The 20,608-nt window shown below is 67.4% G+C and carries 14 protein-coding genes and 1 pseudogene; 13 read left to right on the top strand and 2 right to left on the bottom strand.

The features are described 5' to 3' along the window. Positions 1-30: 30 nt before the first annotated feature. The gene (locus tag I7X18_RS22895; protein WP_193046267.1) at positions 31-3,978 is read left to right on the top strand and encodes a DNA-directed RNA polymerase subunit beta'; all 3,948 of its coding nucleotides are present in this window, start codon (positions 31-33) and stop codon (positions 3,976-3,978) included. A 146-nt stretch (positions 3,979-4,124) separates the two neighbouring features. Here I7X18_RS22895 and I7X18_RS22890 read toward each other — a convergent pair whose 3' ends face one another. Beyond that, the gene (locus tag I7X18_RS22890; protein WP_193046266.1) at positions 4,125-5,006 is read right to left on the bottom strand and encodes a crotonase/enoyl-CoA hydratase family protein; all 882 of its coding nucleotides are present in this window, start codon (positions 5,004-5,006) and stop codon (positions 4,125-4,127) included. A gap of 263 nt (positions 5,007-5,269) precedes the next feature. Here I7X18_RS22890 and glnT point away from each other — a divergent pair, with 263 nt between their 5' ends. The 10 genes from glnT to I7X18_RS22840 all read left to right on the top strand — a co-directional run bounded on the left by glnT (position 5,270) and on the right by I7X18_RS22840 (position 17,652). After that, entirely contained in the window at positions 5,270-6,616 is a 1,347-nt protein-coding gene (glnT, locus tag I7X18_RS22885) for a type III glutamate--ammonia ligase (RefSeq protein WP_193046265.1), read from the top strand. Positions 6,617-6,628: 12 nt separating this feature from the next. Then, entirely contained in the window at positions 6,629-7,825 is a 1,197-nt protein-coding gene (locus I7X18_RS22880; RefSeq protein ID WP_193046264.1) for an NAD(P)/FAD-dependent oxidoreductase, read from the top strand. A 55-nt stretch (positions 7,826-7,880) separates the two neighbouring features. Next, positions 7,881-8,963: an S-(hydroxymethyl)mycothiol dehydrogenase gene (locus tag I7X18_RS22875; protein ID WP_193046263.1), complete on the top strand. Its 1,083-nt coding sequence runs from the start codon at positions 7,881-7,883 to the stop codon at positions 8,961-8,963. Continuing rightward, positions 8,960-9,589 (top strand): MBL fold metallo-hydrolase, encoded by a 630-nt coding sequence (locus I7X18_RS22870; RefSeq protein ID WP_193046262.1) that lies wholly within the window; start codon positions 8,960-8,962, stop codon positions 9,587-9,589. The genes I7X18_RS22875 and I7X18_RS22870 overlap by 4 nt, the downstream gene beginning before the upstream one ends. 134 nt (positions 9,590-9,723) lie before the next feature. Next, the gene (locus tag I7X18_RS22865) at positions 9,724-12,057 is read left to right on the top strand and encodes an FdhF/YdeP family oxidoreductase (protein ID WP_193046261.1); all 2,334 of its coding nucleotides are present in this window, start codon (positions 9,724-9,726) and stop codon (positions 12,055-12,057) included. A 364-nt stretch (positions 12,058-12,421) separates the two neighbouring features. Then, positions 12,422-13,555, top strand: coding sequence for an acyl-CoA dehydrogenase family protein (locus I7X18_RS22860; RefSeq protein ID WP_193046260.1), 1,134 nt, complete (start codon positions 12,422-12,424; stop codon positions 13,553-13,555). Continuing rightward, the gene (locus tag I7X18_RS22855; protein ID WP_193046259.1) at positions 13,552-14,586 is read left to right on the top strand and encodes an acyl-CoA dehydrogenase family protein; all 1,035 of its coding nucleotides are present in this window, start codon (positions 13,552-13,554) and stop codon (positions 14,584-14,586) included. The genes I7X18_RS22860 and I7X18_RS22855 overlap by 4 nt, the downstream gene beginning before the upstream one ends. Before the next feature lie 40 nt (positions 14,587-14,626). Beyond that, entirely contained in the window at positions 14,627-15,412 is a 786-nt protein-coding gene (locus I7X18_RS22850) for an enoyl-CoA hydratase-related protein (RefSeq protein ID WP_193046258.1), read from the top strand. 211 nt (positions 15,413-15,623) lie between these two features. Continuing rightward, positions 15,624-16,373, top strand: a complete 750-nt coding sequence (locus I7X18_RS22845) for a deoxyribonuclease IV (protein WP_193046257.1) — start codon at positions 15,624-15,626, stop codon at positions 16,371-16,373. A gap of 94 nt (positions 16,374-16,467) precedes the next feature. Continuing rightward, positions 16,468-17,652 carry a phosphatase PAP2 family protein gene (locus I7X18_RS22840; protein ID WP_193046256.1) on the top strand — a complete coding sequence of 395 codons (1,185 nt, stop codon included), beginning with the start codon at positions 16,468-16,470 and terminating at the stop codon, positions 17,650-17,652. On the opposite strand, the pseudogene I7X18_RS29710 reads toward I7X18_RS22840, so the two are convergent. Beyond that, positions 17,590-17,856, bottom strand: a pseudogene (locus I7X18_RS29710) (cupin domain-containing protein); the annotation flags it as partial. The gene I7X18_RS22840 and the pseudogene I7X18_RS29710 overlap by 63 nt on opposite strands. A gap of 90 nt (positions 17,857-17,946) precedes the next feature. On the opposite strand from I7X18_RS29710, the gene I7X18_RS22835 reads away from it, so the two are divergent. Both I7X18_RS22835 and I7X18_RS22830 read left to right on the top strand, forming a co-directional pair. Further along, on the top strand, positions 17,947-19,575 hold the full coding sequence (locus tag I7X18_RS22835) for an acyl-CoA dehydrogenase family protein (RefSeq protein WP_193046255.1): 1,629 nt from the start codon (positions 17,947-17,949) through the stop codon (positions 19,573-19,575). A gap of 94 nt (positions 19,576-19,669) precedes the next feature. After that, on the top strand, positions 19,670-20,608 hold the full coding sequence (locus I7X18_RS22830) for a crotonase/enoyl-CoA hydratase family protein (RefSeq protein WP_193046254.1): 939 nt from the start codon (positions 19,670-19,672) through the stop codon (positions 20,606-20,608).

Here is a 20,608-nt window from a genome sequence, read left to right as displayed (position 1 = left end):
TACTAATCCCGCAAGGGGAAAGGAAGTTACGTGCTAGACGTCAACTTCTTCGATGAGCTCCGGATCGGGCTCGCCACCGCCGACGATATTCGTCAGTGGTCCTACGGCGAGGTCAAGAAGCCGGAGACCATCAACTACCGCACGCTCAAGCCGGAGAAGGATGGCCTGTTCTGCGAGAAGATCTTCGGACCGACTCGCGACTGGGAGTGCTACTGCGGCAAGTACAAGCGCGTCCGCTTCAAGGGCATCATCTGTGAGCGCTGCGGCGTCGAGGTGACCCGTGCCAAGGTGCGTCGTGAGCGGATGGGCCACATCGAGCTGGCCGCACCCGTCACGCACATCTGGTACTTCAAGGGTGTCCCGTCGCGCTTGGGTTACCTGCTCGACCTGGCCCCGAAGGATCTCGAGAAGATCATCTACTTCGCGGCTTACGTCATCACCGCCGTGAACGACGAGATGCGCCACAACGAGCTCTCCACGCTCGAGGCCGAGATGGTCGTCGAGAAGAAGGCCGTCGAGGATCAGCGCGACGCCGACCTGGAGGCCCGGGCCCAGAAGCTCGAAGCCGACCTGGCCGAGCTCGAGGCCGAAGGCGCCAAGAGCGATGTGCGCCGCAAGGTGCGCGACGGCGGCGAGCGGGAGATGCGTCAGCTCCGCGACCGGGCCCAGCGTGAGCTGGACCGGCTCGACGAGATCTGGACCACCTTCACCAAGCTGGCTCCCAAGCAGCTCATCGTCGACGAGGTGCTCTACCGCGAGCTCGTCGACCGCTACGGCGAGTACTTCAACGGCGCCATGGGCGCGGAGTCGATCAAGAAGCTCATCGAGACCTTCGACATCGACGCCGAGGCCGAGAACCTGCGCGAGACGATCCGCAGCGGCAAGGGTCAGAAGAAGCTGCGTGCGCTCAAGCGACTCAAGGTCGTCGCGGCGTTCCAGACGAATCGGAACTCGCCGATGGGCATGGTGCTCGACGCCGTTCCGGTGATCCCGCCGGAGCTGCGTCCGATGGTTCAGCTCGACGGCGGCCGCTTCGCGACCTCCGACCTGAACGATCTGTACCGCCGCGTGATCAACCGCAACAACCGGTTGAAGCGACTGATCGACCTCGGCGCGCCCGAGATCATCGTCAACAACGAGAAGCGCATGCTCCAGGAGTCGGTGGACGCGCTGTTCGACAACGGCCGTCGCGGCCGGCCCGTCACCGGGCCCGGCAACCGTCCGCTCAAGTCGCTGTCCGATCTGCTCAAGGGCAAGCAGGGCCGGTTCCGTCAGAACCTGCTCGGCAAGCGCGTCGACTACTCGGGCCGTTCGGTCATCGTGGTCGGCCCGCAGCTCAAGCTGCATCAGTGCGGTCTGCCGAAGCTGATGGCGCTCGAGCTGTTCAAGCCGTTCGTGATGAAGCGTCTGGTCGACCTGAACCACGCGCAGAACATCAAGAGCGCCAAGCGCATGGTGGAGCGTCAGCGCCCCCAGGTGTGGGACGTCCTCGAAGAGGTCATCTCCGAGCACCCTGTGCTGCTGAACCGGGCACCAACGCTGCACCGCCTGGGCATCCAGGCCTTCGAGCCGCAGCTGGTGGAGGGTAAGGCCATCCAGCTGCACCCGCTGGTCTGCGAGGCGTTCAACGCCGACTTCGACGGCGACCAGATGGCCGTGCACCTTCCGCTGAGCGCGGAGGCGCAGGCCGAGGCCCGCATCCTGATGCTGTCCTCGAACAACATCCTGTCGCCCGCGTCGGGTAAGCCGCTGGCCATGCCGCGTCTGGACATGGTGACCGGGCTGTACTTCCTGACCACCCTGATCGAGGGTGACCAGGGCGAGCACCGACCCGCCACCAAGGACGAGGCGGAGCACGGCGTGTACAGCTCGCCGTCCGAGGCCATCATGGCGATGGACCGCGGCGCGCTGTCGGTCCGCGCGAAGATCAAGGTGCGCCTGACCCAGCAGCGGCCGCCGGTCGCTCTGGAAGCCGAGCTGTTCGAGAACGGGTGGAGGCCAGGCCTCGCCTGGACGGCCGAGACCACGCTGGGTCGCGTGCTGTTCAACGAGCTGCTGCCGATCTCGTATCCGTTCATCAACGAGCAGATGCACAAGAAGGTGCAGGCCCGGATCATCAACGATCTGGCCGAGCGCTTCCCGATGATCGTCGTGGCGCAGACCGTCGACAAGCTCAAGGACGCCGGCTTCTACTGGGCCACCCGTTCGGGTGTCACCGTGTCGATGGCCGACGTGCTGGTGCCGCCGCAGAAGCAGGAGATCCTCGACCGGTACGAGAAGGAAGCCGACGGGATCGAGCGCAAGTACCAGCGTGGCGCCCTGAACCACAAGGAGCGCAACGACTCTCTGGTCAAGATCTGGCAGGACGCCACCGAAGAGGTCGGTAAGGCCTTGGAGGAGCACTACCCGTCGGACAACCCGATCATCACGATCGTGAAGTCGGGCGCCACGGGTAACTTCACGCAGACCAGAACGCTGGCCGGCATGAAGGGTCTGGTGACCAACCCGAAGGGTGAGTTCATCCCGCGTCCGATCAAGTCCTCGTTCCGCGAGGGCCTGACGGTGCTGGAGTACTTCATCAACACCCACGGCGCCCGTAAGGGCCTGGCGGACACCGCTCTTCGTACGGCGGACTCGGGTTACCTGACCCGTCGTCTGGTCGACGTCAGCCAGGACGTCATCGTCCGCGAGCACGACTGCGAGACCGAGCGTGGCATCAACGTCACGCTGGCCGAGCGGGGTGCGGACGGCACGCTGATCCGCGATCCGCACGTCGAGACCTCCGCGTTCGCGCGGACCCTGGCCACCGACGCGGTCGATGCCGACGGCAACGTCGTCATCCAGCGCGGTCACGACCTGGGCGACCCGGCCATCGACGCGCTGTTGGCGGCCGGTATCGACCACGTCAAGGTGCGTTCGGTGCTGACCTGTGCGTCGGCCACCGGCGTGTGTGCCATGTGCTACGGCCGCTCGATGGCGACCGGCAAGCTGGTCGACATCGGTGAGGCCGTCGGCATCGTGGCCGCGCAGTCCATCGGCGAGCCCGGCACGCAGCTGACCATGCGCACCTTCCACCAGGGTGGCGTGGGTGAGGACATCACCGGTGGTCTGCCCCGCGTGCAGGAGCTGTTCGAGGCTCGTGTGCCGCGTAACAAGGCACCGATCGCCGACGTGTCCGGCCGCGTGCAGCTCGAGGAGGGTGAGCGCTTCTACAAGATCACCATCGTCCCCGACGACGGTGGCGAGGAAGTGGTCTACGACAAGCTCTCCAAGCGTCAGCGACTGCGCGTGATCAAGCACGAGGACGGCTCCGAGGGCGTTCTGTCGCACAACGACCACGTCGAGGTCGGCGACCAGCTCATGGAGGGTTCGGCCGATCCGCACGAGGTGCTGCGTGTGCAGGGTCCGCGTGAGGTGCAGATCCACCTGGTCCATGAGGTCCAGGAGGTCTACCGGGCGCAGGGTGTGTCGATCCACGACAAGCACATCGAGGTCATCGTCCGGCAGATGCTGCGTCGCGTCACGATCATCGATTCCGGTGCGACGGAGTTCCTGCCCGGTTCGTTGACCGAGCGCAGCGAGTTCGAGTCGGCGAACCGCCGGGTGGTGGCCGAGGGCATGGAGCCCGCGGCCGGACGTCCGGTGCTGATGGGTATCACGAAGGCATCGCTGGCCACCGATTCGTGGCTGTCGGCGGCGTCGTTCCAGGAGACCACGCGCGTGCTGACCGATGCGGCGATCAACTGCCGCAGCGACAAGCTGCTGGGTCTGAAGGAGAACGTGATCATCGGCAAGCTGATCCCGGCAGGTACCGGTATCAACCGCTACCGCAACATCCAGGTGCAGCCGACCGAAGAGGCGCGGGCCGCGGCGTACACGATCCCCTCCTACGAGGATCAGTACTACAGCCCCGACTTCGGCCAGGCATCCGGTCCTGCGGTGCCGCTGGACGACTACGGGTACAGCGACTACCGCTAGTCAGTACGAGAAAGCCCCCGGGACTTGGCGTCCCGGGGGCTTTTTCGTGCGCTGGGTGTCTTCCGGTCACATGCCGGGCGGCGAGTGTGCGGTTTCATACCCGAACCGCCGTGGCGGGCGTATCGATTCGCACACTCGGCGGGAGGTCAAGGCCCGCTGATCCACTCGTCGTAGAACGGCGGCATATCGGCCGAGGCGCGCGCGGTGAAGTCCGGATTCCGCTTCTCCCGGAACGCCGCAACTCCCTCGGCCCCGTCGCCGATGCTCGTGTAGAACATCGCCAGCGAGTCCACCCGGTGAGCGTCGACCGGATGATCCAGCGTCACGTTGCGGTACATCATCTGGCGTGCCAGCGCGACGGCGACGGGGGAGCGGCCCTTCGTCCAGCGATCGGCCAGTGAGCGGGCGGCGGCCAGCAACTCGTCGGCGCTGTGCACGGAGCGGACGAGGCCGATGCGGTGGGCGGCTTCGGCGTCGAGGATGTCTGCGGAGTACACGAGGTCCAACGCGGCATCCAGACCGACGATCCTGGGCAGGAACCACGTCGAGGCCGCCTCCGGGGTGATGCCGAGCTTGCCGAATACGAAGCCGAGCCGGCCGCGGTCGGCGATGAGGCGCGCATCCATCGCCAGCGTCATGGTCGCGCCGATACCGACCGCGGGGCCGTTGATGGCGGCGATCACCGGCTTGCGGCAGGCGTGGATGGCCAACGTGACCCGCCCACCGGTGTCACGGACCCGGCTCAACGCCGGGTCGGACAGGTCGTCCATGTCGGCGAGCGTGGGCTGTTGGGTCTCGTCGAGACCGAACGCGTTGCCGGTCGCTGCGAGATCCATACCGGCACAGAAGGCGCGACCGGCGCCGGTCACGATCACCGCGCGGATGTCGTCTCGGTCGTTGACGTGTTGGAAGGTCCATTCCAGCTCCTCGGCCATGGCGACGGTGAACGCGTTCAGCTGGTCCGGACGGTTGAGCGTCACGACGAGCACGTTGTCGTCGACATCGTGTTGCAGGGTGGTCAGGTCCATCAGGCCTCCAGGGATGTCGTGAGCCGGCGGTGGCGCGAAATGGGCCGACGCGCTGTTCGGCGGCGATCATCTGGGACGGTAACAGTGCCGACCTAGAGCTACACCCCGCTGCGTTTGGTGGGTCGCGTTGACCCACAGGCGTTTCCGCCGAGACGTCACATTGGGACATCTTGACGAAACATTCACGAAACGTGAGACGGTCTACCATAAGTGGCCGTAGTTTCGTGATAGTAAACAAAACCACCGCCCCGACGGAGCCGCCCATGACAGACACCCAGGACCTAGCGGAGCTTTGCCACGCCGCCGGGACGAAATTCGTGTTGGCCCTGTTCGTCGACCTGCGGGGGAAGCCCTGCGCCAAACTGGTGCCGGTCGAGTCCATCACACAGTTGATGAACGAGGGGGCGGGGTTCGCGGGCTACGCCGTCGGTGCGATGGGGCAGGAGCCGAAGGACCCCGACCTGGTCGCGATGCCCGACGTCGCGTCCTTCACGCCTGTCCCCTTCATCAAGGACGGTTTGGCGGTCGTGCACTGCGACCCGTATGTGCTGGGCAAGCCGTGGCCGTTCGCCCCGCGCAACATCCTCAAAGCGATGCTCGCCCGGTCGGCGGACGCCGGCTTCGAGGTGTGGGTGGGTGCCGAAGTGGAGTACTTCCTGCTCAAGAAGGACGCCGACGGCGCGCTGCGCACTGCGGACGCGGAGGATCGGGCCGCGCAGCCGTGCTACGACGCCCGCGGTCTGACGCGGATGTACGAGCACCTGACGGCGGTGTCCTCGGCCATGAATCGCCTCGGTTGGGGTAACTACGCCAACGACCACGAAGACGGCAACGGCCAGTTCGAGCAGAACTTCGAGTACTCCGATGCGCTGACGACGGCGGACCGGGTGGTCACCCTGCGCTATCTGATCTCGATGCTGGCCGCCGAACGAGACATGATCGCGACGTTCATGCCGAAGCCGTTCGCCGACCGCACGGGATCCGGTCTGCACCTGCACATGTCGCTGACTTCCGGCGGCGCTCCGGTGTTTCCTGCCGGCGAGGCCGCGGACCCCCGCGGTCTCGGGCTGTCACCGACCGCCTACAGTTTCCTCGCCGGCATCCTCGAACACGCATGCGCCCTGCAGGCGGTGCTCGCGCCGACGGTCAACTCCTACAAGCGCACCGGAGCGGTGGCGACGAGTTCTGGCGCGTCCTGGGCGCCGCGCCTGCCGACCTATGGAGGCAACGACCGCACCCACTACATCCGCGTACCGGACGATCAGCGCATCGAACTCCGGGGCGGCGACGGGTCAGCCAATCCGTATCTGGCCGCCGCGGCAGCCCTGGGCGCCGGCCTCGATGGCGTACTGCGGAGCCTGGACCCTGGCGAGCTGGGAACCTGCCCGAGCCATATTGCGGCGCTGCCGCGAACCCTGGTGGATGCCATCGACGCCCTGGACGGCGATCCGGTGATCGCCGCGGTTCTGAACGCCGCGATGCTCAAGGACGCGGGGCCGGAGCAGCAGAAGGTCTCGGAGTACTTCGCCCAGCTCAAACGCGATGAGTACTTCGCGTGCCACGCCGAGATCTCGGCGTGGGAGCTGGACCACTATCTGACGGCCTTCTGAGAGGAGTCCGAGATGAACGCGGAGACAGCGGAAATCGTGATCATCGGCGGTGGCCTCGAAGGCGCCGCCGCCGCTTGGGCACTGGCCGAGCGTGGTGTCACCGATGTCGTTGTCCTGGACAAGGACACGATCGGATCGGGGATGACCGGGAAATCCTCCGGCGTCGTCCGGTGCCATTACGGCGTGAGTTCGCTGGCTGCGATGGCGGCCTCGTCCGTCGAGGTCTTCGAACAGGCCGAGGACGTTTTCGGTACCGACATCGGCTTCCGGCAGACCGGTTACGTGGTCGGTGTCGGTGCCCCCAATGTCGGGAGCATGCGCGCCAGCCTCGCGGCGCAGCGAGCGGTCGGCGTGCAGACCGAGGAGATCGGCGCGGACGAGGTCGCCGAACTCTGGCCCACTGCCGATCTGGAGCCGTTCGCGGCGTTCGCCTGGGAGGCGCGCGGCGGTTACGGCGATGCGTACCTGACCGCGCAGGCTTTCGCGGCGTCCGCACGTCGAGGCGGCATCCGGGTGCGCCAGAGTGCCCCTGTGACGGGCCTTTTGACGTCGGCCGACGGCGATCGCGTGACTGGGGTGCAACTCGCCGACGGTGCGACGATCGCCGCGCAGCAGGTCCTCGTGGCGACCGGTGTCTGGACGCGGCCGTTCATGGCGCGATACGGCATCGACATCCCCATCGAGGTTCATCGGGAACAGATCGTGATGATCGACCCTGGTATGGATCTCGGGGCAGTGCCGGTCTTCTCCGACCTGGTGTCGCTGCAGTACGTCCGCCCCGACGTGCGCGGCGAAATCCTCTTCGGGAACAGTGATTTCCAGCAGCTCGAGACGGCTGACCCCGACTATTACCTCAACCGCGCCGATGACGCCTTCATCGAGCTCACCGTGGACAAGGTCGGCACCCGTTTCCCCTTGTTCCACGACGCGCGGATCGTGAGCAGTTACGCCGGGTGCTATGACGTGACACCCGACTGGAATCCGGTCATTTCACGGACACCCATCGACGGTCTCGTCGTCGCGGCGGGCTTCTCCGGCCACGGATTCAAGATCGCGCCGTCGGTCGGTCGCCTGGTCGCCGACCTCCTTGTCGACGGCAAGAGCTCTGATCCGCGAATCCCGGAAAGCGATTTCCGCCTTTCGCGCTTCGCGGAGAACGATCCACTCAAGACGCCGTTCCCGTATGTCGGAGCCGGCGAGATGCGCTGACGCGCATCGCATATCACTTCAGTTCATTTCCGTCGAAGAAAGGCACATCAGTCACATGCAAACCGTCAAGGGCGTGATTTCCCGGTCGAAGGGTCAGCCGGTGGAAGTGGTGGATGTGGTGATTCCGGATCCGGGGCCGGGTGAGGTGGTGGTCGATGTCATTGCGTGTGGGGTGTGTCATACGGATCTGACCTACCGCGAGGGTGGGATCAATGACGAGTATCCGTTCCTGTTGGGTCATGAGGCTGCGGGCACGGTGGAGTCGGTGGGTGCCGGGGTGACGAATGTGGCGCCGGGGGATTTCGTGGTCCTGAACTGGCGGGCGGTGTGTGGGCAGTGCCGGGCGTGTAAACGGGGCCGGCCGCATCTGTGTTTCGACACCCACAACGCCACCCAGACGATGACGTTGACCGACGGCACCGAACTGACCCCGGCGTTGGGGATCGGGGCGTTCGCCGACAAAACCCTGGTCCATGAAGGGCAGTGCACCAAGGTCGATGCCGAGGCCGATCCGGCGGTGGCGGGGCTGTTGGGGTGTGGGGTGATGGCCGGTATCGGGGCGGCGATCAACACCGGTGCGGTCACGCGGGATGACACCGTGGCGGTGATCGGGTGTGGTGGGGTCGGTGACGCCGCGATCGCCGGCGCGGCGCTGGTGGGGGCCAAGACGATCATCGCCGTGGACACCGATAACCGGAAACTGCAGTGGGCGCGCGACTTCGGCGCCACCCACACCATCAACGCGCGCGATCTCGACGTGGTGGAAACCATCCAGGACCTGACCGGCGGGTTCGGCGCCGATGTGGTCATCGACGCGGTCGGGCGTCCGGAAACCTGGACCCAGGCGTTCTACGCGCGCGATCTGGCCGGCACCGTCGTGCTGGTCGGTGTCCCCACCCCCGACATGCAGTTGCAGATGCCGTTGGTGGATTTCTTCTCCCGCGGCGGCTCCCTCAAATCGTCGTGGTATGGCGATTGTCTGCCCGAACGCGACTTCCCCACCCTGATCAGCCTCTACCGGCAGGGCCGGCTGCCGTTGGAGCGGTTCGTCTCCGAACGCATCGGCCTGGACGGGATCGAGGACGCTTTCCACAAGATGCACGCCGGTGAGGTCCTGCGCTCGGTGGTGATCCTGTGACCGGCAGCAATATCGAGCGGGTCGTCACCCACGGGGTGTTCGCCCTCGACGGCGGCTCCTGGGAGGTCGACAACAACATCTGGATCGTCGGCGACGACGACGAGGTGATCGTGTTCGACGCCGCCCACGACGCCGCCCCGATCGTGATGGCCGTCGGGGGCCGCCACGTCGCCGCGGTGATCTGCACCCACGGCCACAACGACCACATCACCGTGGCTCCCGAACTCGGCGCCGCCCTCGACGCCCCGGTGCTGCTGCACCCGGGCGATGACATGTTGTGGCAGATGACCCACCCCGACAAAGAATTCCGCACCGTCGAGGACGGCGCCATCCTGCGCGCCGGCGGCATCGAACTACGCGCCCTGCACACCCCAGGACACTCCCCGGGCTCGGTGTGCTGGTACGCCCCCGAGTTGGGTGCGGTGTTCTCCGGAGACACCCTGTTCCACGGCGGACCCGGCGCCACCGGGCGCTCCTACTCCGACTTCCCCACCATCTTGGACTCCATCTCCGGCCGCCTGGGCACCCTGCCCGCCGACACCACCGTCTACACCGGCCACGGCGACACCACCACCATCGGCGACGAAATCGTCCACTACGACGACTGGGTCACCCGCGGCCACTGACACCCGCGAAATGCGCCGGGGCCGTGCTTTTTTCGGTACCCGGTGCAGCGGGCGGCGTGTCGATGGCCGTGCACTAGGATGCACGGGGCCCGCTTCCGCTTTTGGGGACGGCCGGCATCGATCGAAGGACAAGAATGCGCATCTCCCTGCCCTGGAGCCGAAACAGCTCCCGCGACGTCGACGCCGAGTACGACGAGGGTGCCGTCGTTATCAGCGAGCGCAAGCACGAGGCCGCCGGTCTGAAAGCGGTGGGGGTGGCTCTGCAGCGTGACATCGCCTCGATGGGCCCGATGCGCACGGCCGCATCGCTACTCCGACTGAACCAGCGCAAGGGTTTCGACTGTCCGGGCTGCGCATGGCCCGAAGAGCACGGCGGCCGCAAGCCGGCCGAGTTCTGTGAGAACGGCGCGAAGGCGGTCGCCGAGGAGGCGACCAAGCGCGTCGTCACGCCGGAGTTCTTCGCGCGCCACTCGGTCGCCGACCTCGGCGGCCGTTCGGAGTACTGGCTGAGTCAGCAGGGCCGGCTCACGCATCCGATGGTGCTGCGCCCCGGGGAACAGCACTACCAGCCCATCGACTGGGACGACGCCTTCGATCTGATCGCCACCCACCTGCGCTCGCTCGGCAGCCCGCACGAGGCGGCGTTCTACACCTCCGGGCGTACCAGCAACGAGGCGGCGTTCCTCTACCAGTTGCTGGTGCGCAGCTTCGGCACCAACAATCTGCCGGACTGCTCCAACATGTGCCACGAGTCGTCGGGCACGGCGCTGGTGGACACGATCGGAATCGGCAAGGGTTCGGTCACCGTCGACGATCTCACCCAGGCCGACCTGATCATCGTCGCCGGCCAGAATCCCGGGACGAACCATCCACGGATGCTGTCGGTTCTGGAGAAGGCCAAGGAGAACGGCGCCAAGATCATCGCCGTCAACCCGCTGCCGGAGGCTGGGCTTCTCCGGTTCAAGGATCCGAAGAAGGTCCACGGCGTTGTCGGTCACGGGGTTTCGATCGCCGACGAGTTCGTGCAGATCCGTCTCGGCGGTGACATGGCGTTGTTCGCGGGGCTCGGCCGTCTGTTGCTCGAGGCTGACGACCGCGCACCGGGCACGGTCGTAGACCGGGATTTCATCGCCGCCCACTGCGCGAATTTCGCGGAGTACGAGGCCCATGCCCGCGCAGTGGACCTGGAGGCGGTGTACGAGGCCACCGGCATCGACGCCGCGCAGCTGCAGCGCGTGGCTGACATGATGGTGAGCTCCCAGCGCACCATCGCGTGCTGGGCGATGGGTCTGACCCAGCACCGGCATGCGGTGGCCACGATCTCCGAGGTCGTCAACGTGCTGTTGATGCGCGGCATGGTCGGGAAGCCCGGAGCCGGTCTGTGCCCCGTGCGGGGCCACTCCAACGTGCAGGGGGACCGCACGATGGGCATCTGGGAGAAGATGCCCGAGTCCTTCCTGGCCGCGCTGGACGCCCGCTTCGGAATCGTCAGTCCTCGGGAACACGGCTTCGACACCGTGGACGCCATCCGTGCGATGCGGGACGGGCGTGTCAAGGCCTTCGTGGGAATGGGTGGGAACTTCGTGGCCGCCAGCCCCGACACCGCGGTGACCGAGGCGGCGCTGCGCAATTGCGCTTTGACAGTGCAGGTTTCGACCAAATTGAATCGTAGCCACGTCGTGCACGGACGCACAGCGCTGATCCTGCCGTCGCTGGGCCGCACCGACCGCGACGTCCAGAACGGGCGTAAGCAGGTCGTGTCCGTCGAGGATTCCATGTCGATGGTGCACCTCTCCCGGGGCAGCCTGCGTCCACCGTCTGTTGAGGTGCGTAGCGAGGTCGCGATCGTGTGTGGGCTGGCGCGCGCGTTGTTCGGTCCGGATCACCAGGTGCCCTGGGCGTCGTTCACCTCCGACTACGACACCATTCGGGACGCCATCGCCGCGGTCGTGCCGGGTTGTGCCGACTACAACGCCAGAGTCCGCCGGCCCGACGGGTTCCAGCTGCCGCATCCTCCGCGGGATCGGCGTGAATTCCGCACCAGCACAGGCAAAGCCAACTTCACCGTGAGTCCGCTGCAGTGGGTGTCGGTGCCGCAGGGGCGGCTCATCCTGCAGACCCTGCGCAGCCACGACCAGTACAACACCACGATCTACGGCCTCGACGACCGTTACCGCGGTGTGAAGGGGGGCAGGCGGGTGGTGTTCTGCAATCGGGCCGACATCGCCCGATTCGGGTTGACCGCGGGTGACCGCGTTGACCTGGTGTCGGAGTTCACCGACTCCGAGGGAAGGCTGCAGGAACGCCGCGCCGAGGACTTCGTCGTAGTGGAGTACCAGACGCCTGTCGGCAACGCCGCCGCGTATTACCCAGAAACCAATCCGCTCGTGCCACTCGACTCGGTCGCCGACCGGTCCAACACTCCGGTGTCCAAGGCCGTCGTCATCCGTCTCGAACGCCGCTCCTGACGGGGCCTGTCGAACCGCTAGGTGCGCCGAGTGTGCGGTCTCGTACGCCATGACCGGAGTGTCGCGTATGAAACCGCACAGTCGAGGGGCGCAGCGCCGCCGTGCTCACCGGGGGACCGGTGCCGTTGTATGGGACACGGGCATTGTTTCGCAGGGGGATAGCGCCTATCTTTGCCCGATGTTCCGCCCGCGCTCGGAGTCTTGACGCAGGCAGTGCTAGAGCTGTGTTGAGTGCATACCGGGCGATACGTAGGTGAAAACGGTGGGCCCCGGCTCCGGACCGACGAGTCCCGAACGTCGACGGGAGACCTCGCCCGGGAGCTCGGCTCGCCGCCTGCGATCACCGTGGCAGAGAGGAATTTCCATGCGAACGACTTTGGTGCCCGCATCCGTGGAGACGGCTGAGCTGCGAGAGCTGCGTGCCGAGGTCCGGACTTTCCTGCGCGAGTCCATCCGCAACGGTGACTTCGTCCCCAAAGCCGATGCGTGGCAGTCCAGCATCGACACCGACTTCAGCCGCCGGCTCGCCGAGCACGGCTGGATCGGCATGACGATCCCCAAGGAGTACGGCGGACACGGCCGCACTGCGCTCGAGCGTTTCGTGGTCACCGAGGAAGTGCTCGCCCATGGCGCACCGGTCGCCGCGCACTGGATCGCCGATCGCCAGATGGCGCCGTCGATCCTGCGCCACGGCACCGAGGAACAGAAGCAGAAATACCTCCCCGGTATCGCGCGCGCCGAACGCTTCTTCGCCATCGGCATGAGCGAGCCCGACTCCGGTTCCGATCTGGCATCCGTCCGCACCCGCGCAACCCCCGACGGTGACCGCTGGCGCATCAGCGGCACCAAACTGTGGACGACGTCGGCGCACATCGCCACCAACATGATCGTGCTCGCCCGCACCGACGAGGGCGAACGCCAACAGGGCCTGTCCCAGTTCGTGGTGGACCTGCCCAACCCCGGCGTGGCGGTCAACCCGATCATCACGATCGACGGTGAGCACCACTTCAACGAGGTCGTCTTCGACGATGCCGTCTTCGAGGCCGATGCGCTGCTGGGCACCCGCGGCGCGGGGTGGCGTCAGGTGACCGGCGAACTCGCCAACGAGCGCTCCGGCCCCGAACGCCTGCTCAGCCCATTCCCGCTGCTGGCGGCGTGGGGCCGCGAGGTCGACGCCGACGACGCCCCGGCGCAGCTGGAACTGGGCCGGCTCCTGTCGCGGTTGATCGTGCTGCGGCAGATGTCGCTCGGGGTGGCGCGTCAGCTCACCGCAGGCAAGCAGCCCGCCATCGAGGCGGCCCTGGTCAAGGACCTCGGCACGACCTTCGAAGGTGATCTCGTCGAGACGATCCGCCGCATGGCGATGATCGAGCCCGGCAGCGGAACGATGCCGTTCGACACCCTGCTCGTCGACGGCGTCCGGCACACCCCGGCCTTCACCCTCCGTGGTGGCACCAATGAAGTTCTCCGCTCGATCGTCGCAAAGGGACTGGCATGACCGTGGATGCGCACGAACATCTCGACGACCTTCGCGACACCGCTCGGGGCGTGTCCGCGACGCACCTCGCCATTGATGCCCATCCGAACCCGTCGCTGGATCGCGGACTCTGGGACGAGCTGGAAAAGCTTGGCTTCATTGGGCTTTGCGCTCCGGAGGCCATCGGTGGATCCGGCGGTGATCTCCTCGACGCCGCGACCGTTCTGGCCGAACTCACCACAGTGCGCATCCCCTTCGCCGAGGCGGCGTTCATCGCCGCCCCCGCCCTCGGGCAGGCGGGGCTCGATCTGCCGAGTGGTCCGTTCACGGCGGCGCGAAGCGCGGTGACCATCGACGCCGGCGCGCTCAGCGGGCAGGTCGAACGCGTGGCGTTCGCGCGCGATTGCGAATCCCTGGTGCTGCTCGCCACGGGAGCCCAGCCGAGCCTGCACCTGATCTCGTTGGGCGCCAACGGAGTCAGCGTTGCCCCGGGCGAGAACCTCGCCGGCGAGCCGCGTGATCTGGTGACGTTGCAGCAGGTGACACCGGTCGCGTCCGCTGACGTGACGGAGTCCGAGGTGGCGGCGTGGGAGCTGCGTGGCGCCCTCGCCCGCGCCGTGTCGTCGGCAGGCGCCGCCGCGTCCATCGTGGATCAGACGGCGCAGTACGTCTCCGAGCGCGTGCAGTTCGGGCGGCCACTGATGAAGTTCCAGGTTGTTCAGCATTCCGTCGCGAAAATGGCGGCCGATGCCACGGCGATGCAGACGGCGGCCACCGCGGCCACGATGGCGATGCTCGACGGTGCGGACTCCGCGGAGATGTTGGTGGCCGCGGCGAAGGCCGAGACCGCCATCCTGTCGCGCCCGGTCACCGCCGCCGCCCATCAGGCCCACGGCGCCATCGGGTTCACCCAGGAGCATGTGCTGGGTGCCCTGACGACCCGGCTGTGGGCGTGGCGTGAAGAGTATGGAAACGAACGGTACTGGCATCAGCGTCTCGGTGAGCTCGCGAGCGGGCAGGACCTGTGGCAACTGGTGACAGGACAGCAATAGCCGACGCTCGTCGGCACAGATCGAGAAGGAGTTCCCGCCCATGAGTGACGAGGCCCGCGTAGATGTCAGCGTCGACAACGGAATTGCCCGGCTGACACTGAACAACCCGACCCGCAAGAACGCGCTCACGCTGTCGATGACCGAACAGATCGGTGAGTTCTGCCAGCGGGTCGAGACCGATTTGTCGATCGGCGCGGTGATCGTGGACTCGGCCGGCAACTACTTCTGCAGTGGCGCGGACACCAGGGACCTCGCGGCGAGCTCGGAGGCGCCCGCTTCGCCGGAAGCGGTGGCGCGGACCTCTGCCGTCTACGGCTCCTTCGTTCGCGTGGGAACGCTGCCGGTGCCGACGATCTCGCTCGTCAAAGGTGGTGCGGTCGGCGCAGGCCTCAACCTGGCGATGGCGACCGACATCATGCTGGTGACGCCGGATGTCGTGCTGGACAGCGGATTCCTCGCCCGCAAGATCCACCCGGGCGGCGGCCACATACGGATGCTCGGACGCTCGATGGGATATCAGCAAGCCGTTGCCATGTCGATCTTCGGCGCAGCGCTCTCGGGCGAGGACGCCGTGGCGCGTGGCTTCGCCTGGGCTGCCGTGCCCGCCGAGGAGCTGCTCGACACCGCGCTCGGCCTGTGCCGCCTGCCGGCCGCGGATCCCGAATTGGCGCGTCGGATCAAACAATCGGCGACGATCGAACTGGATTCCGGGCTGTCCTGGGCCGCTGCGGTCGAGGTCGAGCGTGGCGTGCAGATGTGGTCGCTGGGCCGCAAGGGCAGCAAGGCCTGGGAGCAGAAGCCGGGCGCCCCCACGACCGGACGGTGATGCCCGGCGCGGCAGGTCAAGCTTCGCGTTGGATCACCGTCCCCGCTCGCTTGCCGCGCGCTCTTGCCATTACTCCTCTTTCCGGCCGCTGGGCGCCGGAACGGGCGTTACGGTCCTCTCAGTCGGAATGGTCGCGGTGACGGGGACAGATCGTCCAGGGCCCTCTCCACGCCCGACCGGGTGTGTCGGTGCACCTCACTAGACTGGCGGCGTGCTCATCGGTTCGCATGTCCGCAACGACGATCCCCTGGCCGCCGCGCAGGATGACGGCGCCGACGTGGTGCAGTTCTTCCTCGGCGACCCGCAGAGCTGGAAGAAGCCCAAGCCCCGCGAAGACGCCGACGCGCTGAAGGCGTCGAGCCTCCCGCTCTACGTGCACGCCCCCTACCTGATCAACGTTGTCTCGGCGAACAACCGGGTGCGCATCCCGTCGCGCAAGATCCTCCAGGACACCTGCGACGCGGCCGCCGAGGTGGGCGCCACCGCCGTGATCGTCCACGGCGGGCACGCCGACGACAAAGACATGGAGGCCGGCTTCGAGCGGTGGGTCAAGGCGCTCGATCGGCTCGAGACCAAGGTCCCGGTGTACCTGGAGAACACCGCCGGCGGTGAGCACGCCATGGCGCGCTACTTCGACACCATCGGGCGGCTGTGGGACCACATCGGTGACTACGGGATCGGTTTCTGTCTCGACACCTGCCATGCGTGGGCGGCCGGCGAAGCGCTGATCGACGCCGTCTCCCGGATCAAGCGCATCACCGGCCGGATCGATCTCGTGCACTGCAACGACTCGCGTGACGCAGCCGGTTCGGGGGCGGACCGGCACGCCAACTTCGGCAACGGCCAGATCGACCCGCAACTGCTCGTCGCGGTGGTGCAGGCCGCCGACGCGCCGGTCATCTGCGAGACGTCGGACGACGGCCGCAAGGACGACATCGCCTTCCTGCGCGAGCACCTCTGAGGGTCACACTTCGATCGCGAATGCCCGTCGAACGGCGGGTGGCGAAGCGGTTAACTAGGCTGAGTCGGGCCAGAACCGACTTCGAAAGGCCGATGTGTCCGCAATTGACCAATCGTCGATTGCGCTGACGCCACCTGACGTCACGTCGCGGGAGCGTTGGCTGCGGATCGCGCGGTGGACGGCGATCGCCATATGGGCGCTCGTCGTCATATACCGCACGGCCACCGACGGGTTCGCGTTCAACCGTGAACTGCTGCTGCTCTACATCGCCACCGGGCTGGTGGCCGCCAGCATCGGGCGGGGCCGGCGGATGCTGTTCGTGATCCGCGACTGGTTGCCGTTCGCGCTGCTGCTGCTGGCCTACGACCTGAGCCGGGGGGCGGCCACGCTGATCGGCCGGCCCACGCTGTGGCACTGGCAGGCCGACGCCGACCGGTGGCTGTTCTTCGGCACCATGCCGACCGTATGGCTGCAGGAGCGGCTCAAGCAGTCGTCGCCGCCGTGGTGGGAGATCGGCATCAGCACCGTCTACATGTCGTTCTTCGTCCTGCCCTACGTGATCGCCGGCGTGCTGTGGCTGCGCAACCGCGAGGAGTGGAAGGCGTTCGTGCGGCTGTTCGTCGGCCTCAACGTCGCGGCCCTGATCGTCTACGCGCTGTTCCCCGCCGCGCCGCCGTGGGCCGCGGCGCGCTGCACCGCCGGCGACGTCCACGACGGTCCGTCCGGGCCACGGTGCATGTTCCGGTCCGCCCGCGGGGTGCCCGACGGCGGCGTGCTGGGCTCGATGCAGTTCAGCGAGGACGGTGCGAACCAGTGGGTGGAGCGCATCGTCGGGCGCGGGTGGGGCAAGTTGAACCTGCACTCCGCCAGTGCGCTGATCGACCAGGGGCAGGCGAGTGTCAACCTGGTGGCGGCCATCCCGTCGCTGCACGCCGGGATGTCGGCGGCCATCGCCGCGTTCCTGTGGCACCGGGTGCACCGCGGCTGGCGGCCGGTGCTGGTCGCCTACCCGCTGGTGATGGCCTTCACGCTGGTGTACACCGCCGAGCACTACGTCGTCGACATCCTGCTGGGTTGGGCGCTCGCCGCGGCCGCGGTCTTCGCGCTGAACCGCTACGAGGCACGGCGACGGGCCCGGGCGTCAGCCGGCGGTGAGGTAGACCTTGCGCAGGGTTTCGGTGACGGTCCACACCGTCTCGGTTCCCGCGGCGAGGTGGACGACATCGCCGCGGCCCACGTCCAGCGCGGGGCTGCCGTCGGCGAACTCGACCCGCGCTGACCCGCTCAGCACGACGAAAACCTCGTCGGCCTCGACGTCGCGCATACCGCCGGTGCTCATCTCCCACACGCCGACCTCGACACCGCGGATCTCGGTGAGCGTTCGCAGCGCCGTGGTCGGTGCGCCGGCGATGATCTGATCGGCCGGCACGGGTTCGTGCTCGAGGTCGAGGGCGGCGGCGTGGGCCACGGTGTTCGGTCGCATCGCCACAGTATGGGCGCGCTCGGCGGGGCGCTCGCGGAAGGGGCATTACAGCTCTTGTGCAGTTGTCGTCGTAGGTGTAACACTGCGGGTATGCCAGACACGCACGTCGTCACCAACCAGGTCCCGCCGCTCGAGGACCACAATCCGGCGGCCTCGCCGGTGCTCACCGAGGCGCTGGCCCGCGAAGGCGGGGGGTGGGGGATCGACGAGGTCTTCGAGCTGGGCGCTGTGTCGGGAAGCGTGGAGGCGCAGCGGTGGGGTGAACTGGCCGACCGCAACCGGCCCGTCCTGCACACCCACGACCGCGTCGGCCACCGCGTCGACGAGGTCGAGTACGACCCCGCCTACCACGAGCTGATGCGCACCGCGGTCGGCCACGGCCTGCACGCCGCGCCGTGGGCCGACGACCGCACCGGGGCGCACGTCGTGCGCGCGGCCAAGATGTCGGTGTGGACACCGGAGCCCGGCCACGTCTGCCCGATCTCGATGACCTACGCCGTCGTGCCGGCACTGCGCTTCAACGCCGAACTGGCCGCCGTCTACGAACCCCTGCTGGCCAGCCGGGTGTACGACCCCGATCTCGAGGTGCCGAGCACGAAGGCCGGCATCACCGCGGGTATGTCGATGACCGAGAAGCAGGGCGGCTCCGACGTGCGCGCCGGCACCACCCAGGCCACCCCCAACGGCGACGGCACCTACTCGCTGACCGGCCACAAGTGGTTCACATCGGCGCCGATGTGCGACGTGTTCCTCGTGCTCGCGCAGGCCCCCAACGGGTTGTCGTGCTTCTTTCTGCCCCGTGTCCTGCCTGATGGCACCCGCAATCGCATGTTCCTGCAACGGCTCAAAGACAAGCTCGGCAACCACGCCAACGCCTCCAGTGAGGTCGAATACGACGGCGCCACCGCCTGGCTGGTCGGCGAAGAGGGCCGCGGCGTGCCGACCATCATCGAGATGGTCAACCTCACCCGGCTGGACTGCACGCTGGGCAGTGCGACCAGCATGCGCAGTGGCCTCACCCGCGCGATCCACCACGCGCAGCACCGCAAGGCGTTCGGCGAGTACCTGATCGACCAACCCCTGATGCGCAACGTGCTCGCCGACCTGGCCGTCGAGGCCGAGGCCGCCACCATGGTCGCGATGCGGATGGCCGGTGCCACCGACCGCGCCGTGCGCGGCGACGGCCGCGAAGCCCTGCTGCGTCGCATCGGGCTGGCCGCCGCGAAGTACTGGGTGTGCAAACGCGCCACCCCGCACGCGGCCGAGGCGATGGAATGCCTGGGCGGCAACGGCTACGTCGAGGAGTCCGGGATGCCGCGGCTCTACCGCGAGGCTCCGCTGATGGGCATCTGGGAGGGTTCGGGCAACGTCAGCGCACTGGACACGTTGCGCGCCATGGTAACTCGGCCGGAGAGTGTCGAGGTGCTGTTCGACGAGCTCGCGCAGGCGGCCGGGCAGGACGCCCGGCTCGACGCGCACGTCGAGGCTTTGAAGCCTGCCCTCGGCGACCTCGAGACCGTGCAATACCGCGCCCGCAAGGTGGCCGAGGACATCTGCCTGGCCCTGCAGGGCGCGCTGCTCGTACGTCACGGACACCCCGCTGTGGCCGAGGCGTTTCTGGCCACCCGCCTGGGCGGTCAGTGGGGCGGGGCGTTCGGCACGCTGCCCGTCGGCCTCGACCTCGCGCCGATCCTCGAGCGCGCGCTGGTGAAGGGGTGACTTCCTCGGCCGCTTCCCGCGAAACAGCATTCCCGGCTGTCAAGACGCGCGCTTCGCAGCCGGGAATGCTGTTTCGGCGCAATAGGGTGACGGCGTGACTCACGCGATCAGGCCCGTCGACTTCGACAACCTCAAGACCATGACCTACGAGGTCACCGGCCGGGTGGCCCGCATCACTTTCAACCGGCCCGAGAAGGGCAACGCGATCGTCGCCGACACCCCGCTCGAATTGTCCGCACTGGTCGAACGGGCCGACCTCGACCCGAGCGTCCACGTGATCCTGGTGTCCGGCCGTGGTGAAGGGTTCTGCGCCGGCTTCGACCTCTCCGCTTACGCCGAGGGATCGTCGTCGCCCGGGGGCGGCAGCCCGTACCGCGACACCGTGCTGGCGGGAAAGACCCAGGCCGTCAACCACCTGCCGGATCAGCCGTGGGATCCGATGATCGACTACCAGATGATGAGCCGATTCGTGCGCGGCTTCTCCAGCCTGCTGCACTGCGACAAGCCGACGGTGGTGAAGATCCACGGCTACTGCGTGGCCGGCGGCACCGACATCGCGCTGCACGCCGACCAGGTGATCGCCGCCGCGGACGCCAAGATCGGCTACCCGCCCACCCGCGTCTGGGGTGTGCCCGCCGCCGGGATGTGGGCCCACCGCCTCGGTGACCAGCGCGCCAAACGCCTTCTGCTGACCGGGGATTGCCTCACCGGCACGCAGGCCGCCGAATGGGGGCTGGCCGTCGATGCGCCCGAACCCGAAGACCTCGACGAGCGCACCGAACGCCTCGTCGAGCGCATCGCCGCCGTACCGGTCAACCAGCTGATCATGGTCAAGCTCGCGATGAATTCGGCTCTCCTTCAGCAGGGCGTGGCCACCAGCCGGATGGTCAGCACGGTGTTCGACGGTATCGCTCGGCACACACCGGAGGGCCACGCGTTCGTCGCGCAGTCGCGAGAGCACGGCTTCCGCGAGGCCGTCCGGCAGCGCGACGAACCGTTCGGCGACCACGGCCGACGAGCGTCCGGGGTGTAG

Source organism: Mycolicibacterium baixiangningiae (assembly GCF_016313185.1).
Classification (GTDB): Bacteria; Actinomycetota; Actinomycetes; order Mycobacteriales; family Mycobacteriaceae; genus Mycobacterium; species Mycobacterium baixiangningiae.
This window is presented reverse-complemented; position numbering and strand designations above follow the sequence as displayed.

Bases quoted from the DNA above. Each gene is read 5' to 3' on its own strand.
- I7X18_RS22890 (WP_193046266.1), bottom strand. From the start codon at position 5,006: ATGGACCTGACCACCCTGCAACACGATGTCGACGACAACGTGCTCGTC.
- glnT (WP_193046265.1), top strand. From the start codon at position 5,270: ATGACAGACACCCAGGACCTAGCGGAGCTTTGCCACGCCGCCGGGACG.
- I7X18_RS22880 (WP_193046264.1), top strand. From the start codon at position 6,629: ATGAACGCGGAGACAGCGGAAATCGTGATCATCGGCGGTGGCCTCGAA.
- I7X18_RS22875 (WP_193046263.1), top strand. From the start codon at position 7,881: ATGCAAACCGTCAAGGGCGTGATTTCCCGGTCGAAGGGTCAGCCGGTG.
- I7X18_RS22865 (WP_193046261.1), top strand. From the start codon at position 9,724: ATGCGCATCTCCCTGCCCTGGAGCCGAAACAGCTCCCGCGACGTCGAC.
- I7X18_RS22860 (WP_193046260.1), top strand. From the start codon at position 12,422: ATGCGAACGACTTTGGTGCCCGCATCCGTGGAGACGGCTGAGCTGCGA.
- I7X18_RS22855 (WP_193046259.1), top strand. From the start codon at position 13,552: ATGACCGTGGATGCGCACGAACATCTCGACGACCTTCGCGACACCGCT.
- I7X18_RS22850 (WP_193046258.1), top strand. From the start codon at position 14,627: ATGAGTGACGAGGCCCGCGTAGATGTCAGCGTCGACAACGGAATTGCC.
- I7X18_RS22835 (WP_193046255.1), top strand. From the start codon at position 17,947: ATGCCAGACACGCACGTCGTCACCAACCAGGTCCCGCCGCTCGAGGAC.